The 15,879-nt window shown below is 42.6% G+C and carries 14 protein-coding genes; 9 read left to right on the top strand and 5 right to left on the bottom strand.

Annotated elements, in window-relative coordinates; genetic code table 11:
* Window positions 1–74: 74 nt before the first annotated feature.
* On the bottom strand, window positions 75–242 hold the full coding sequence (gene hemP, locus F946_RS17080) for a hemin uptake protein HemP (RefSeq protein WP_004982394.1): 168 nt from the start codon (window positions 240–242) through the stop codon (window positions 75–77).
* Window positions 243–392: 150 nt separating this feature from the next.
* On the opposite strand from hemP, the gene F946_RS11370 reads away from it, so the two are divergent.
* Window positions 393–1,292: an NUDIX domain-containing protein gene (locus F946_RS11370; RefSeq protein WP_004982385.1), complete on the top strand. Its 900-nt coding sequence runs from the start codon at window positions 393–395 to the stop codon at window positions 1,290–1,292.
* Window positions 1,293–1,304: 12 nt separating this feature from the next.
* Here F946_RS11370 and F946_RS11365 read toward each other — a convergent pair whose 3' ends face one another.
* Entirely contained in the window at window positions 1,305–1,853 is a 549-nt protein-coding gene (locus F946_RS11365) for a tetratricopeptide repeat protein (RefSeq protein WP_004982382.1), read from the bottom strand.
* 21 nt (window positions 1,854–1,874) lie between these two features.
* Window positions 1,875–4,271 carry a penicillin-binding protein 1B gene (gene mrcB / locus F946_RS11360; RefSeq protein WP_004982380.1) on the bottom strand — a complete coding sequence of 799 codons (2,397 nt, stop codon included), beginning with the start codon at window positions 4,269–4,271 and terminating at the stop codon, window positions 1,875–1,877.
* 153 nt (window positions 4,272–4,424) lie between these two features.
* Here mrcB and F946_RS11355 point away from each other — a divergent pair, with 153 nt between their 5' ends.
* The 3 genes from F946_RS11355 to F946_RS11345 all read left to right on the top strand — a co-directional run bounded on the left by F946_RS11355 (window position 4,425) and on the right by F946_RS11345 (window position 6,158).
* Window positions 4,425–5,363 (top strand): NAD(+) kinase, encoded by a 939-nt coding sequence (locus F946_RS11355; RefSeq protein ID WP_004696112.1) that lies wholly within the window; start codon window positions 4,425–4,427, stop codon window positions 5,361–5,363.
* Between the two features lie 3 nt (window positions 5,364–5,366).
* Window positions 5,367–5,633 carry a YeaC family protein gene (locus F946_RS11350; protein WP_004696113.1) on the top strand — a complete coding sequence of 89 codons (267 nt, stop codon included), beginning with the start codon at window positions 5,367–5,369 and terminating at the stop codon, window positions 5,631–5,633.
* Window positions 5,634–5,717: 84 nt separating this feature from the next.
* A complete protein-coding gene (locus F946_RS11345; protein WP_004982379.1) occupies window positions 5,718–6,158 on the top strand; it encodes a hypothetical protein in 441 nt (146 codons plus the stop codon).
* A gap of 28 nt (window positions 6,159–6,186) precedes the next feature.
* Here the strand turns inward: F946_RS11345 and F946_RS11340 are convergent, their stop codons facing one another.
* The gene (locus tag F946_RS11340) at window positions 6,187–7,182 is read right to left on the bottom strand and encodes a glycosyl transferase family protein (protein WP_004982377.1); all 996 of its coding nucleotides are present in this window, start codon (window positions 7,180–7,182) and stop codon (window positions 6,187–6,189) included.
* A 409-nt stretch (window positions 7,183–7,591) separates the two neighbouring features.
* On the opposite strand from F946_RS11340, the gene F946_RS11335 reads away from it, so the two are divergent.
* A complete protein-coding gene (locus tag F946_RS11335) occupies window positions 7,592–8,935 on the top strand; it encodes a dicarboxylate/amino acid:cation symporter (RefSeq protein WP_004982375.1) in 1,344 nt (447 codons plus the stop codon).
* A gap of 142 nt (window positions 8,936–9,077) precedes the next feature.
* Entirely contained in the window at window positions 9,078–10,220 is a 1,143-nt protein-coding gene (locus F946_RS11330) for an acyl-CoA dehydrogenase family protein (RefSeq protein ID WP_004982372.1), read from the top strand.
* A 55-nt stretch (window positions 10,221–10,275) separates the two neighbouring features.
* Here the strand turns inward: F946_RS11330 and F946_RS11325 are convergent, their stop codons facing one another.
* Window positions 10,276–10,794: a DJ-1/PfpI family protein gene (locus tag F946_RS11325; RefSeq protein WP_004982371.1), complete on the bottom strand. Its 519-nt coding sequence runs from the start codon at window positions 10,792–10,794 to the stop codon at window positions 10,276–10,278.
* A 456-nt stretch (window positions 10,795–11,250) separates the two neighbouring features.
* Between F946_RS11325 and pheA the strand changes: the two genes are divergently transcribed.
* From pheA to F946_RS11310, 3 genes are all read left to right on the top strand, one after another.
* Window positions 11,251–12,360, top strand: a complete 1,110-nt coding sequence (gene pheA / locus F946_RS11320; protein ID WP_004696123.1) for a prephenate dehydratase — start codon at window positions 11,251–11,253, stop codon at window positions 12,358–12,360.
* A 67-nt stretch (window positions 12,361–12,427) separates the two neighbouring features.
* The gene (hisC, locus tag F946_RS11315; RefSeq protein ID WP_004982369.1) at window positions 12,428–13,519 is read left to right on the top strand and encodes a histidinol-phosphate transaminase; all 1,092 of its coding nucleotides are present in this window, start codon (window positions 12,428–12,430) and stop codon (window positions 13,517–13,519) included.
* Between the two features lie 3 nt (window positions 13,520–13,522).
* Complete coding sequence (locus tag F946_RS11310; RefSeq protein WP_004982367.1) at window positions 13,523–15,772, top strand: bifunctional prephenate dehydrogenase/3-phosphoshikimate 1-carboxyvinyltransferase; 2,250 nt, start codon at window positions 13,523–13,525, stop codon at window positions 15,770–15,772.
* Window positions 15,773–15,879: the final 107 nt, after the last annotated feature.

Here is a 15,879-nt window from a genome sequence, read left to right as displayed (position 1 = left end):
AAAGACATTAAAAAGCAGTACGCGCTGACATACTGCTTGTTTCCACGATTATTGTTATTGGGTTTTTATAGTTCTTATTTGGTAAGAATGAGTCGATTATTGCGAGTGAGTCGTAGACGATACTCTTCTCCAGCATGCATAATGCGAATTTCACGGCCTAGGGCAAATAAGTTGTTTGAGTGTAGCATTGGTAGTGAATGGGTTGTTTCGTTACGAGTAAATAAGCTAAATGGTGCGTTCATTCTGGCGACTCCGTGGTATATGTTGAACGATTTAAATGATAATCATTATCGAATGAGGCTGTCAACATTTTCTCGCTGAAAATATAAAAAACTTCAATATCGTTACATGCAATCACTCAATACACTACACGTCTGAAATGGAATCTGATTATGTCAAAACCTTTGGTTCAAGTTGCTATAGCCATCCTTTTACATCAAGGCAAAGTGTTGGTGGGCTGGCGCCAGGCGGAACAGCATCAGGGCAATAAGCACGAATTTCCTGGAGGGAAGGTGGAAGCAGGTGAAACGCCTGAGCAAGCTTGTCGCCGTGAAGTGTTAGAAGAGGTCGGAATTGATATACAAGATTGGCATGCTTTTGACTGTATTCAGTTTGAATATGACGATGTGATTGTCAATTTGCATTTATTTCATGCCGTAGTATCAAATCATCTATTGGCAGACATTCACTCACCATGGGCGTGGTTCAAGCGTGCCGAATTACAAGATCTTAACTTTCCAAAAGCCAATCAGGCCATTTTGAAGCGACTTTATGCTGCACCCGTGATTAAAATTTCAGATCAAATCGATGTGTTGAAGGATTTGCCTGAACAACAAGTGCTGTATTGGCGAGTGCCTGCCAGTCCTGAACATATTTTAAAAATTGCAGAACTGAGTGTAGAACAATTGGCACGGGTGATTGTCAATATAGAACTATGGAAAGGTTTAAATCCACTACAACAGCAGGCAGTTGCGGCCATACACCTGAAACAATCTCAATTGATGCAACTGAGTAAAGGGGAGTTGAACGTTGGGCAGCGTTATATAGCGGCCTGTCATGACCGTAGCAGTGCTGAACATGCACAAGAAATTGGCTGTGATGCTCTTTTACTCAGTCCCGTACTTGATACACTCAGCCACCCAAATAGTGAAACTTTGGGTTGGCAACAGTTCAGTTTGATTGCAGAAGAGATTCATATCCCGATTTTTGCTCTCGGCGGCTTACAGTTAGCCGATTTAGCCAAGGCACAAAGTTATGGTGCTTATGGTATAGCAGGGCAGCGCTCCATTTAACGGAGCACGCTTTTAAGACAGACTTTTGATTGCTGTTTGGGCTTGTTGAATGGTTTTCTGATTCTTCTGCATTTGACCCGCTTTTAAGATAATGCTCCAAAGCTGCTTTTTCATGGCATTGCTTTGGGCATAACTCAAGCCGCGACGTGCAAGCGATTCCGCATTTGCAGGTTGTTTTTGTTGATTAGCAATTAAAGCCAAATACAAAAAGGTCTCACTCGACTGTGGTGCTAAACGCTGTGCTTGCATGGCGTAGCTTTGTGCTTGACTCCACTGGCCTTGGCGATAGGCCGTTTGTGTTTTTTGCATCAGATTTTTAAAAGCAGGAAGCTGTCGCCCATCATCAAACTGTTGTTTGCTTTTCTGTTCAGGAATCACAATCTTCTGACGTTGAATCTCTTCGCGGTCATAAGGGTGAATTGTGACCCCTGAGGGTGTTTTCTGCTCTTTATCCGCCTGTGTCGGCTTTTCAGGTATCTTTTTTTCAGCTGGCTGTGGGAGGCTTTGACAGCCTGCCACAGTCACGATGGTTGCTAAGATACTTAAACGTTTAAACCACATCAAAATTTAAATCCGTCCTATTTATTCAGGTTGGTAGCTACCACTCGAAATGACTTGCGTCTCATCTTCTAAGTTGCGCTGCATGTTTGATTCACTTTCACGAATATAGTTGTCTATGCTGTCGCCTTGTTCAGGTGTAGCTTGGTAACCATCTGTTTCAGGATTGTAAGTGGGTTCAACTTCATAATGCGGTAAGCCACATGCGGTTGCTTTGCGTGGTACTGTGTTTCGCAAGAGGGGAATATACATTGCGCCTTCACAACCTTGAGCGGCAAGATAACCCGTGCCACGATCAATCCAATGCCATTGCACATCATCCGGTTGGCGTAAGTTGACTGGTTTTTGACGCAACTGGCTCATTACATTGGTCCACACTGGCAACGCGCCTGAAGAACCTGTTAAGCCAGTTTGTTTGTTGTCATCTAAACCTAGCCAAACCACAGAAACATAATTGCCCGAGTAACCTGCAAACCATGAGTCACGGGTGTCATTGGTGGTTCCAGATTTGCCTGCAAGCTGAAGCGAGTTCGGTAGAGTGTTATAAGCTGAACGACCTGTACCTGAGGTCATCACTTGTTGTAGACCATAGTTCAGGACATAGGCAGAAGCAGGGTCAATGGTTTGTTGGACATTTAAACCATAACGGGTCAGCAAGCGACCGTTTTGATCGACAACAGTACGAATGGATTTAGTCGGATACTTAAAACCGCCTGTGGCAAAGTTGCCATAAATGCTGAGCATTTCCATCGGAGACATGTCTACCGCACCCAAGAAAATGGATGGATAGGTTGGAATATTACTGGTCACACCAAAACGTTTTAGGTGATTGCTAAACGTTGATAAACCAAACTCTTGACCAAGGCGAACAGCTGATAAGTTATATGAATTAGACAGTGCTTGTACCATTGGTACAACGCCATGTTCACCACCACTATAGTTCTTAGGTGTCCATGCTTTACCATTGGCTTGAATACTAATGCTACTGTCTTCAATTGGGCTGGCCCAGTTGTAACGTCCCGATTGAATTGCACTGAGGTAAATCACTGGTTTAAGCAGTGAGCCGACTTGACGTTTGGCATCGAGTGCACGGTTAAAACCCGTAAAGTCTTGGGTTGAACCAACAGCTGCGACCAATTCACCATTTTCAGGATGAGCAACCAACACCGCACCTTGTAGCTCTTTTAGACGGCTTGAGCCACGGCTTAAGCGACCAACAGTCGATTTAAACGCATCTTGAATTTTGGTTTGGGCAATCGGATCGAGCGTTGTAAAGATGCGTAGACCTTGGTTGGTCAAATCACCTTCTTGGTATTCGGTACGTAACTGACGGCGTACAATGTCTAAGAAATCTGGGAAACGTGAAGGGCCGAGAGTCGGTTTGGCAATCACATTTAAAGGGCGAGCTGTTTCAGTTTCATATTGTTCTTGGGTCAGATAGCCCATGACCAACATGTTGTTTAAAACAATATTACGGCGCTTTTTCGCAGCTTCTGGGTTACGCCAAGGGTTATATAAGGTTGGACCTTGTACCAAACCCACCAAATAAGCTTGTTGTGCAATATTTAGCTCACGTAAAGGCATCCCGAAGTAGAACTGCGAAGCCAAGCCATAGCCATTAATAGAATAGTTGCCATTTTGCCCGAGGTTCACTTCATTGAGATAGGCTTCTAAAATTTCATCTTTGTCATAGTGAAACTCGACCAATAAAGCCATAAATGCTTCATTGACTTTACGCTTAATGGTTTTTTCAGGGGTGAGGTAGAAGTTTTTCACCAACTGTTGGGTCAGTGTTGAACCACCTTGACGTTTTCCACCCGTGACATTACTCACAATCGCACGTGCCGTACCACGAATCGAAACGCCGTGGTGACTATAGAAATTACGATCTTCTGTTGCAATTAAAGCCTCAATTAAAGGCTTAGGGACTTTGTCGAGTTTAATCAGGACACGGTCTTCATTATGCTGCGGATAAATCCCGCCAATCAGCATCGGCTCTAAACGTGCAATCCCTGTAGAAGAGGGTTTAGTTGCACTGACTTCAGCCACTTGCTCATCGGCAAAGGTGACTTTAAGCACTTGTTCAGGCTCGACACTATCACCGAAGTCAAAGCCACGGGTATGTACATATAGCTCATTGCCAGAACTGACAAAGTTCCCTGATTTGGTATAGTTTTCCGAGGACTTATAGCCCAAAAGTTTTAACTCTTGAGTGAAGTCAGCCTGACTGACAGGGGCATTGGTATACACTTCGAGTGGGCGTGCGAATACCTTCGCAGGAATGTCCCAGCGCTTGCCTTCAAACTTGTCACGTACAACGGAGTCGAGTCTTATTAAATAAATACTAAACACCAAGAATGCTGCAATGACTAAGATGCAGAAGATCAGTGCAATTAAACCTATGCCACGTTCTGACTTCATAAATACGAATAAGATCCTGAGAAATTGTGCTAATCATGCGAAGCTTTTCGCTAATTTGCAATAATTAAACTGTGAACGAACTGAAATATAGAGACAATTCCGTGTGTAGCAGCAGTCACTTTAGTTTTTGAATCAATTTAAATAAATAATGTTATGATAGGCGGGAATCGTAGCGGAGCGATGTTGCAGGTGCAAATTTCACATAAAACATTTCGAAACATAGGCTTAATTGGACGTCCAGATAAGTCTTCAGTTGTCGAAACCTTATGTCTTATTCATGATCATCTACTCAGCTTAGGGTTACATCCCGTTTTTGATGCGCAAACCGCTGAACTGGTTCCTTATAAAAACACGCAAACGGTGAGTCGTGCGCTTCTTGGTGAAGTGGTCGATTTGGTGATTGTGGTAGGTGGAGATGGCTCACTTCTGCATGCTGCACGTGCCTTGGTTAAATTTAATACCCCTGTAATGGGTGTAAACCGAGGGCGTTTGGGTTTTTTAACCGACATCAAGCCGACTGAAGTGATTTTTAAGCTCGATCAAGTTTTAAAAGGTGAGTTTCAGTTAGATCGTCGTTTCTTATTGGAAATGGAAATTCGCTCAAAGGGCGAGACGATTTATGATGCGATTGCGCTAAACGATGTGGTATTACACTCGGGTAAGTCGGTGCATATGATTGACTTCGAACTGAATATCGATGGTCAATATGTCTACCGTCAACACAGTGATGGTTTGATTGTATCGACGCCTACGGGTTCAACAGCCTATTCGTTGTCAGGTGGTGGTCCAATCGTGCATCCGGGGATGGATGCGATTGCTTTGGTACCGATGCATCCGCATACCTTGTCTTCACGCCCAATTGTGGTGGGTGGACACAGTGAAATAAAGCTTCTGATTCGTGAAAACCGTGTTTTGCCGATGGTCAGTGCCGATGGTCAACACAGTGTTTCGCTCAATGTGGGTGACAGCTTACATATTCGTAAGCACCCCTTTAAACTGAATTTATTACATCCACCGGGTTATGATTTTTATATGTCATGCCGAACTAAACTCGGTTGGAACCAAGATTTTGACTCTTTTCAACAGGATTAAATCATGAATATTGAACAGATGCTTTCTATTTTAGATGCCGATATTGTTGAGCGTTTAAAAACAGCTGTAGAAATTGGTAAATGGCCAAATGGCGTTGTGTTGACTGCTGAACAACGTCAAACTTGTATGCAAGCCGTTATTGCTTGGGAGCATCAGAACACTCCTGAAAAAGAACGTACGGGTTATATCGATAAAGGGCATAAAGAAGAAGGTGAGGAGTGTGATTCTCATGTGCCTGAACCAGAATTTAAACCTATTCGTTTTATTTAATTGATTAAAAATACGTTGAATCGCTTAGCAACAGATGCTTGGTGATTCAACAACTGAATAACCTGTAAAACTGTTTCAATCATTATGCTTATAAAAATAATAAAGCTCACTCGACTCAGTTTATTCTTCATTACTGCAATTTCGAGCAATGTATTTGCTGAGACAGCAAGTGATGCAAGAAAAATTGAATGTTTATTAGATGTTTCTGTGTTACCGAGTCAAAATTTTCAAAATCCCGTCACACAATACACATCAATGAAAAATGATGGTTATCCGATGTTATTGATTGGAATAAACATCCATAACGCCCATGCAAGTGATGCATCAAAAAAGATAAAAAGCCATCAGCTCTATTGTTCAAACCTCATTGGACAACAAAAAGATGTTTATTTATCTGGCCCTTATGAATCTCGAAAAATCGATATCCATATTGGTGATCAGTTGATTCTCAGAAATATTCATTCTTCAGGAAAGCGTTATCCTTACTGGGCCGACTTTTACTGGATCGAAAAGCGTGACGAATAACGTTCACGCTTTTGTTTGTCCCCTCAGCTTAGAAACGAGTGCGCCAAAGCTGCTTGGCCTGTTGCATGGCGTCGCCATACGTATCGCAGACGCCCATGGTATATAGCGCAATGCCAATGGTTTCAGTCACTGCCATTTCACCATATTCATGCTGTTTTTCACCCAGCCAAACTGCTTTAAACTCAGCCAAATCTAGCTCTTCTTCAATTGGGCTACGGTTGTCGGTGAGTTTAGGGAGTTCATGTTCGTAGAGTTCACCATTTTTGATGCCGCAGATCAGTGTTTTGGCATCTGGGTTACGTTCAAATTCGCCGCCTTCACCTTTAATGACCGCACTATTTTGATAACCCAGTTTAAATGCTGCTTGCTGATGCGAACCACGATAGGCAGGGTGGAAAATAGCTTGCAAGGTCGCTTTGGCATTAAATGGATTGATCAAGCGTGCAAGAGTATGAATGGGTGAACGAAGACCCATAACATTTCGTAGGGAAATTAAGTCACTTAAAATCGGCGAGATGGCGTGCAGCGGTAAATACGCAAAATTACGCGACGCTAATTCCTGCTCCACATCTGCTTGAGTTTGGCAAATATTAAAATCGAGATATTCTAATACCTGTTCAGTATAAATACGGTTAATGGTATGGCCTGATGCACCATGCATCACGACCTTATAACCTGCTTTAGCTAAAGTCAGTGCTGCTAAGAGAAACCATGGATAGTGTTTACGCTTGCCTGCATAAGACGACCAGTCTAAATCGACCTCTAAAGCCGTGAACGGCAGTTGATCTCGTGTGGCTTGAACAAAGCCTGCCAGTTCATCTACAGACTCTTCCTTAACTCGTAGTAGCATCAGAAATGCACCGAGCTGTACATCTAACACTTGATTTTTCAAGATCATATCAAAGGCTTGGTAAGCTTCTTCATAACTGAGTGAGCGTGCCCCATTTTTTCCTTTGCCAATAATGCGAACAAACTGAGCAAATGGGTGCTCAGCATCTTTATAAATATTTCTTTTGTTGTTCATGAAAAAACCAAAGTAAGTGAAGGCTGTGTTGAGTTATTTTAGTGGAACAATCAAAAAAACAGCACTTTTAATTTTAAATAAATTTTCAACCATTAGACTAAAGTATGAGCCATATTGTTTAGATTTTATACATTATGATTAAAATCAGTTTACTTTGATTAAAGAATGTTAGGTAAAATTTACCCAATTATTGTGACTCGCTAGTTTTTAGTCTCTCCCATTGCAGTAAATGTGAATGAACTGTGATTTTTGTCACAGTGCTGTTGTTTGTACACCATGATTTTTTTACCCGGTGTTTGGATGCGGTCCAAACTGTGGGCTTTTTTGTGTTTATCAGAAAGCCAACTACCTATGAGGAAGTATAGGTATACCGATTTTTTCAGTCTTTTGATTTACAGAAGTATTCGTTATGACTAAGAAACCAATCTATAAGTCACTATATTTTCAAGTTATTGTCGCGATTATTGCGGGTATCTTAGTAGGACATTTTTTCCCTAGTGGTACGCAAGTTATCAATGGCGTTGAAAAATATGTACCCGGCTGGGGCGAGCTTTTTTATCCTTTAGGTCAAGGCTTTATTAAGCTGATCAAGATGATTATTGCGCCAGTAATTTTCTGTACCGTCGTGAGTGGTATCGCGGGTATGGAAAGTATGAAGTCTGTGGGTAAAACAGGCGGTGTTGCGCTACTTTACTTTGAAATTGTATCGACTATTGCACTACTGATCGGTTTACTGGTCATTAACATCTGGAAGCCAGGTGTGGGCATGAACGTTGACCCTTCAACATTAGATACTTCTGGGATCTCAAAGTTTGTTGAATCTGGTCAGCAGCAATCGACTGTCGACTTCTTTATGCATATCATTCCAAACACGGTTGTTGGTGCATTTGCTGAAGGTGAAATCCTGCAAGTGCTACTCTTTGCCTTGATGTTTGGTTTTGCATTACATAAGTTGGGTGATGCAGGTAAGCCTGTACTGAAGTTCATCGATCAAATTTCTCATGTGTTCTTTAACATTGTAAATATGATCATGAAACTTGCTCCAATTGGTGCTTTTGGTGCAATGGCATATACCATCGGTAAATATGGTATTGGTAGCTTGGCGCAGCTTGCTCAGTTGATTATCTGTTTCTACATTACCTGTTTACTTTTCATTTTCTTGGTTTTAGGCACAATTTCACGTCTTTGTGGCTTCAGTATTTTGAAAATGATTCGTATGATTCGCGAAGAGTTGTTGATCGTACTGGGTACGTCATCTTCAGAATCGGTTTTACCGCGTATGCTGAAAAAGCTTGAAATTGCGGGATGTGAAAAGTCAGTGGTTGGTTTGGTTATTCCAACAGGTTATTCATTTAACTTAGATGGTACCTCAATCTACTTAACGATGGCTGCGATCTTCATTGCACAAGCGACCAATACTCAGCTTGATCTTATGCACCAAGTGACTTTATTGGGTGTGTTATTGATTTCATCGAAAGGTGCTGCGGGTGTAACAGGCTCGGGCTTTATTGTGATGGCAGCGACTTTGTCAGCCGTTGGTCATATTCCAGTGGCGGGTCTTGCGCTTATCTTAGGTATTGACCGTTTTATGTCTGAAGCACGTGCCTTAACCAACTTGGTGGGTAACTCATTGGCAACGATTGTTGTTGCGAAATGGGTGGGTCAGTTAGACCAAGAAAAATTAAACTTCGCACTTGCAAATCCAGATGAAGTAGACCGGCAAATGGCTGTTGAAGAAAATGCTCACGCATAATTTCAGTTCATCTTAAAAAGGAAGCCTAAGGGCTTCCTTTTTTTTGGCATAAAAAAATGGCCTGATGCGGTCATGACAGTTGCGTTAAAAATGGCTAGCATGTGAACTGAATAATAAAACAACGTCACTACAAGGAAGAAACATGTTGAATTACGATGCAGACTTAGAACTATTTCGCGATAACTTTCGTCGTTTTATGAATGAACACATTGCACCACACTATGAACAGTGGGAACGAGAAGGCTTAATGCCGCGTTCAGTCTGGAATGCCTTGGGTGAAAATGGCTTCTTATGTGTCGATGTTCCAGAGGAATACGGCGGTTATGGTGTTCCAACGCATTATTCACTCATGTTGGTGGAAGAGTCGGCACGTGCGGGTTTTAGTGCTTTATCGACAGGTATTTCTTGTCACTCTGAAATTGCTGCGCCTTATATTTTGCACATTGGAACGGAAGCACAGAAGCAGTACTGGTTACCGAAAATGGTGTCAGGTGAAGTGGTCGGTGCGATTGGAATGACGGAACCGGGTGCGGGTTCAGACTTACAAGCCATGCGAAGTAATGCCATTTTGCAAGGGGAGTATTATATTTTAAATGGCTCTAAAACCTTTATTTCAAATGGGCAGCATGCCGACCTTGTGGTGTTGGCAGTAAAAACTGATCCGCAAGCCCGCGCAAAGGGTGTTTCGCTGATGTTGGTCGATACCCACTTGGATGGGTTTAAAAAAGGCACCAACCTCGACAAAATTGGGCTACATTCACAAGACACTTCTGAGTTGTTTTATGACAATGTGAAAGTCCCGAAAGATCAATTGTTGGGACAAGCAGGTCAAGGTTTTGCTTATCTGATGCAAGAGCTACCACGAGAGCGTACAGCAATTGCAGCAACGGCTATAGGGGCAATTCGTGGTTCGATAGATGTCACTATCCAATACGTCAAAGAGCGTCAAGCCTTTGGTCAACATATTTCGCAGTTCCAAAATACACGTTTTGTTTTGGCTCAAGCCAAGATTGATGAACAAGCCACAGCTGCTTTTTACAATCAAAACGTTGAGCTTTATATGCAAGGTAAGCTGGATGTCGAAACCGCAGCTGCGCTAAAAAGCTTTTCAACAGATATGCAAATGAAGGTGGCAGATAATTTATTGCAGCTCTTTGGTGGCTATGGCTATATGAGTGAATATCCAATTTCACGTTTCTTTGTCGATGCGCGTATTCAACGCATCTACGGTGGGACCAATGAAATTATGAAAGAAATTGTCGCACGTAGTTTGCTTGGGCGCTAAGCCTTAGGTGTTGATATAAACATGTGTCTAAAAAGAGCCTCAAGTAGGCTCTTTTTTATCGGTTCAGTACCAATAAACTTTCTTGTATAAAGGCGGGTAGGTCATATTGGGTTTGCGATGAAATGTATAAATTATTGTCATTCATAACACCTGTGTCATACAGCACGGCACCTGCATCTTTTAAGTCTTGATGAAGGTGATGGATACACGTCATGCGTCTACCTTTCACAACTCCAGCATGCATTAAAATTTGCGGAGCGTCTGCACTGCATAAAATAGGTTTTTGCGTGTTTGCAAAGTGCCTGACAAATAAGACATAGCGTTCATCTTGGCACAGGTTGTCTGGCGAAAACCCACCTGGGATGAGTAAGGCATCGAAGTCATGCACAGAGGCATCATCGATACTTTGGTCAATGGTGACAAAAGCTTTACGCTTTTTGCCATAAATGATTTTGCCAGCCTGACTTTCAAGGTTAATAATACTATGCCGAGCTGCTCGAAATGCTTCTACGGGTTCAGCATATTCGGCATCCTCAAAGTCATAGGTGACCAAGACTGCAATTTTTTTGTGCATGACAGTACCTACAGTTCATTATTGTTTTGTTTTATTGAGACTATAGAGCAATCGCTACTGCTGCATACTCTCTTTGTTATGAATACGTCAACTTAAGTAAAGCATATTTTAAAAAAAAGTCTAACGCACTGAAATACAGATAAATGGTGATTTTTGTGAAGGTGTAGCAAAGTTTTTCAAAACCTAGACGCAGCTTTAAAAGCGTTGAGTTAAGACCCAAATACCATCATCTTAGTGTTTTGCTTGGGTGCTGTTCTATGCATAATTGCACGAAGAAAATAGGCAGGGTTCAGTGGTTTTATTGATGTCTATTATTGGGGCAGTTTATTGATAAACTTGATGATTAAATCAACTGTATGTTTTTAGCACTGAAACATGCAAAGTCTTATTGCGCAAGATTTCAAAGCTAACTATTGTTATACTGTTTGCACAATGTATATGAAGGGCGACATAACAATGATCCAAGACGATCAAAACACAACGACTTCTCTTGACCTCAATCAAATCCGTCAGGATATCGACTCTGTTGATCAACAGATTCAACAACTTATTAACCGTCGAGCGAAACTGGCGGAAGCTGTTGCAAAAGCAAAATTTGCTTCTGAAGAGAATCCAATGTTTTACCGTCCAGAACGTGAAGCGCAAGTTTTACGGAATGTTATGGAGCGTAATGAAGGCCCTTTGTCTGATGTGACCATGGCACGTTTGTTCCGTGAAATCATGTCTGCATGTTTGGCGCTTGAAGCACCGCAAAGTATTGCATTTTTAGGCCCTGTTGGAACTTATACACACTCTGCGGTGTTGAAGCATTTTGGACATGATGCTGTGGTTCGTCCTTTACCGACCATTGATGAAGTGTTCCGTGAAGTGGAAGCAGGCAGTGCACACTATGGTTTGGTGCCTGTAGAAAACTCATCAGAAGGTGTGGTCAATCATACTTTGGATTGTTTTAAAGCCTCACACTTAAATGTGATTGGTGAAGTTGAATTGCGTATTCATCACCAGTTTCTTGTATCTGAAAACACGCGTAAAGACAGTATTAAACAAATTTATGCGCATCAGCAAACTTTGGCACAGTGTCGTGCATGGTTAGACGCACACTATCCAGGTGTGGAACGTGTAGCTTTAAGTTCGAATGCTGAGGCGGCACGTCGTATTCGTACTGAATGGCATTCGGCTGCTATTGCATCTGATGTTGCAGCAAGTATTTATGATTTAGAAATTTTACACAGCAATATTGAAGATAATCCTGAGAACACCACACGTTTCTTGGTGATTGGTCGTGAAAGAATACCGCAAAGCGGTAATGATAAAACGTCATTGCTGATTTCTGCACATGATCGTGCAGGTGCATTATTGGAAATCCTTGCACCATTTGCAAAGCACAACATTAGTTTGACCAGTATCGAAACGCGTCCTGCATTGCCTGAAAAATGGGCTTATGTTTTCTTCATTGACCTAGAAGGGCATGTGGAACAAGATAATGTTAAAGCAGCTATTGAAGAGATTCGTCCACTCGTGAAAGAAGTTCGAGTATTGGGTTCATACCCGATTGCAGTACTGTAATCTCTAAGGTGGTTGGGTTTACTCCAAACTCAACCATGTACACCACTTGTAAGAATGGAAAGGTCACATGTCGTTTGCTCCAGCCAATGAAGGTATTGCGAAGTTAAAACCATATCAACCGGGTAAGCCAATCAGCGAATTAGAGCGTGAATTGGGAATGACCGATATTGTTAAGCTTGCTTCAAACGAAAACCCTTTGGGTTGTTCGGACAAAGTCAAAGAAGCAGTTGTTGCTGAATTGGTGGAAATTGGACGATATCCAGACGGTGGTGGTTTTATCTTGAAGGATCAAGTTCATGCGCAGTTTAGTGTAGCGCATGATTGTATTACTTTAGGCAATGGTTCAAACGACCTACTTGAAATTTTTGCCCGTGCTTTTGTTTCAGAAAAAGACTCAGTGGTGTATAGCCAACACGCATTTGCAGTCTATGCTTTGGTCACGCAAGCCATCAATGCCGAAGCGATTGAAGTACCTGCTCAAGGTTTTTCGCATGACCTTGACGCGATGGCGGCGGCAATTAAAGACAATACCAAATTGGTGTTTATTGCGAATCCCAATAATCCGACAGGAACTTGGTTTGAAGAGGCCGAATTTGAGCGCTTCATGCAAAAAGTACCGAGTCATGTGATTGTGGTTTTAGATGAAGCTTATGTGGAATATTTCCCAGAAAACTTTAACAGCTTAAAGTTTTTAGCACAGTATCCGAACCTGATTGTTAGCCGTACCATGTCGAAGTGCTTTGGTTTAGCGGCATTACGTGTTGGTTTTGCTTTAGCATCGGCAGAAGTGACAGACTTCTTAAATCGTATTCGTCAGCCGTTTAACGTCAACCATTTAGCCATGGTGGCAGCGGTTGCTGCACTGAAAGATGAAGATTTCATTGAGAAATCACGTATGGTCAATAAAGCTGGCATGGTGCAACTTGAAACAGGTTTTAAAGCGCTAGGCCTAAACTATGAGCCTTCTCGTGCTAACTTCATTTTGGTCGATATACAAGCCGATCCTGCACAAACTTTTAATGCTTTATTAAAAGAAGGGGTGATTGTTCGTCCCGTGGGCATCGCCAATCATTTACGGGTATCGATTGGAACTGAAGCTGAAAATACGAAATTTCTAACGGCTTTGGCCAACGTACTAGGTTTAGAGGCGAACGCTTAAATTATGTCTGCGCCACTGTTTGAAAAAGTTGCATTTATTGGTCTTGGACTGATTGGTTCGAGTCTTGCACGGGTGATGATTGCCGAAGGTTTAACCCAAAACATTGTAGCCTCTACACGTTCTGAAAAAACCTTACAGGATGCCAAAGCTTTGGGCTTAATCCAACAGGGGTATAGTGATCCTGTGCAGGCGGTTCAAGGTGCGGACTTGGTGGTTTTAGCCTTACCCGTTCGTGCAACGCTAAAAGTCTTGGAAACCATCAAACCATATTTGCAAGAACATACGATTATTACCGATGTGGGCAGTACCAAAGGTAATGTGGTCGACGCGGCCAAAGCAGTGTACGGCGAAGCATTACCTGCTGGCTTTGTACCGGGGCATCCCATTGCGGGTGCAGAACACACGGGTGTGCATGCGGGTAAGGTCGATTTATTTGCAAATCATAAAGTGATTTTGACACCATTACCGACCAGTGCTGATTGGGCTGTAGAGAAACTGATTCAACTATGGCAAGCTGCGAAAGCAGAAGTGATTTGTATGGATGTGGCCAAGCATGATGAAGTCTTGGCGCATACCAGTCATCTTCCGCATTTGATGGCCTTTAACTTAGTTGAACAACTGGCAAACCGTGAAGATAATTTAGATATTTTTCGCTATGCTGCGGGGGGATTTCGCGATTTTTCTCGAATTGCGGCAAGTGACCCACAAATGTGGCACGACATCTTTTTTGCCAATAAAAAAGCCATTTTAAATGCCGTAGATGGTTTTGAAAACCAACTGGCAACGATTCGTAAACTCATTGAAGATGAAGATTCACATGCTTTAATGGGCTTGCTTGGACATGCGCAAGCAGCACGCCAGCATTTTAACCATATGCTCGCTCAAAAACCTTTCATGGAGAACAATAAAGTGACGACACAGCAATTCACCATATTACCGGGTAAAAAAAGTTTCCAAGGTAAGTTTAGCGTGCCAGGTGATAAATCTGTGTCACACCGTTCAATCATGTTTGGTGCAATTGCAGAAGGAACGACGCATGTGACAGGTTTCTTGGAAGGAGAAGATGCGCTAGCGACCTTACAAGCCTTCCGTGATATGGGCGTGAGCATTGAAGGTCCTAAAAATGGTGAAGTGACGATTCATGGTGTGGGCGTAAATGGCCTAAAAGCGCCAGCAAGTGCGCTTTACATGGGTAACTCAGGGACTTCAATGCGTCTGCTTTCAGGGATGCTTTCTGCACAAAAATTTGACTCTGTCATGACGGGTGATGCATCACTGTCGAAGCGTCCAATGGAACGTATTGCTAAACCGTTACGTGAAATGGGTGCACAGATTCAAACCACAGGTGAGCGTGGTACACCTCCTGTTTCGATCACTGGAAACCAAGCTTTACAAGGCATTCACTATGACTTGCCAATGGCATCTGCGCAGGTGAAATCTGGAATTTTATTGGCAGGTTTGTGGGCAGCAGGTGAAACATCGGTCACAGAACCTGAACCTACACGTGACCATACTGAACGTATGCTACGTGCATTTGGTTATGACGTGAAAACAGAAGGCAACCGTATTTCACTGCAAGGTGGCGGTAAGTTAGTTGGTACAGAGATTCAAGTGCCATCAGATATTTCATCGGCTGCTTTCTTTATGGTGGGTGCTGCGATTACTGAAGGTTCAGACGTAACTTTAGAAGCAGTGGGCATTAACCCAACGCGTACAGGTGTGATCGAGATTTTGAAGCAAATGGGTGCAGACATTACGGTTGAAAATGAACGTATTGCAGGCGGAGAGCCGATTGCAGACATTCGTATTCAAGGCACACGTACACTCAAAGGTATTCATATGCCTGAAGATCAAGTGCCATTGGCGATTGATGAATTCCCTGCATTGTTCATTGCCGCTGCCTGTGCCGAAGGGCGAACCGTATTAACGGGTGCTGCTGAGCTGCGTGTGAAAGAATCAGACCGTATTCAAGTGATGGCAGATGGTTTAAAAACCATGGGTATCGATTGTACACCGACTGACGATGGCATCATTATTGAGGGTAAAGGTCATTCGGGCGAGTGGGGCGCGATTTTCACCGGTGGAGAAATTGAATCACATCACGATCACCGTATTGCGATGAGTTTCTCAATGGCCGGCTTACGCACCTCTGGTGAAATTAAAATCATTGGTACTGAAACGGTTGCTACGAGTTTCCCGACCTTTACGCAATTAAGCAATCAAGCTGGTTTAGCGATCCAAGTCACTGAATAAGACTAAAGCTTAGATATTTTGTGTGAAAACAGCCAAGCTTTTGCTTGGCTGTTTTGTGTTAAGTCATTATGCTAAACCCATATAACAAAAAAGCCTTTAGGATGATC

The organism is Acinetobacter johnsonii ANC 3681 (assembly GCF_000368805.1).
GTDB classification, from domain to species: domain Bacteria; phylum Pseudomonadota; class Gammaproteobacteria; order Pseudomonadales; family Moraxellaceae; genus Acinetobacter; species Acinetobacter johnsonii.
This window is presented reverse-complemented; position numbering and strand designations above follow the sequence as displayed.

What these genes read in the sequence shown, in the direction of transcription:
- hemP (WP_004982394.1), bottom strand. Translation starts at nt 242, where the DNA reads ATGAACGCACCATTTAGCTTATTTACTCGTAACGAAACAACCCATTCA.
- F946_RS11370 (WP_004982385.1), top strand. Translation starts at nt 393, where the DNA reads ATGTCAAAACCTTTGGTTCAAGTTGCTATAGCCATCCTTTTACATCAA.
- F946_RS11365 (WP_004982382.1), bottom strand. Translation starts at nt 1,853, where the DNA reads ATGTGGTTTAAACGTTTAAGTATCTTAGCAACCATCGTGACTGTGGCA.
- mrcB (WP_004982380.1), bottom strand. Translation starts at nt 4,271, where the DNA reads ATGAAGTCAGAACGTGGCATAGGTTTAATTGCACTGATCTTCTGCATC.
- F946_RS11355 (WP_004696112.1), top strand. Translation starts at nt 4,425, where the DNA reads ATGATAGGCGGGAATCGTAGCGGAGCGATGTTGCAGGTGCAAATTTCA.
- F946_RS11350 (WP_004696113.1), top strand. Translation starts at nt 5,367, where the DNA reads ATGAATATTGAACAGATGCTTTCTATTTTAGATGCCGATATTGTTGAG.
- F946_RS11345 (WP_004982379.1), top strand. Translation starts at nt 5,718, where the DNA reads ATGCTTATAAAAATAATAAAGCTCACTCGACTCAGTTTATTCTTCATT.
- F946_RS11340 (WP_004982377.1), bottom strand. Translation starts at nt 7,182, where the DNA reads ATGAACAACAAAAGAAATATTTATAAAGATGCTGAGCACCCATTTGCT.
- F946_RS11335 (WP_004982375.1), top strand. Translation starts at nt 7,592, where the DNA reads ATGACTAAGAAACCAATCTATAAGTCACTATATTTTCAAGTTATTGTC.
- F946_RS11330 (WP_004982372.1), top strand. Translation starts at nt 9,078, where the DNA reads ATGTTGAATTACGATGCAGACTTAGAACTATTTCGCGATAACTTTCGT.
- F946_RS11325 (WP_004982371.1), bottom strand. Translation starts at nt 10,794, where the DNA reads ATGCACAAAAAAATTGCAGTCTTGGTCACCTATGACTTTGAGGATGCC.
- pheA (WP_004696123.1), top strand. Translation starts at nt 11,251, where the DNA reads ATGATCCAAGACGATCAAAACACAACGACTTCTCTTGACCTCAATCAA.
- hisC (WP_004982369.1), top strand. Translation starts at nt 12,428, where the DNA reads ATGTCGTTTGCTCCAGCCAATGAAGGTATTGCGAAGTTAAAACCATAT.
- F946_RS11310 (WP_004982367.1), top strand. Translation starts at nt 13,523, where the DNA reads ATGTCTGCGCCACTGTTTGAAAAAGTTGCATTTATTGGTCTTGGACTG.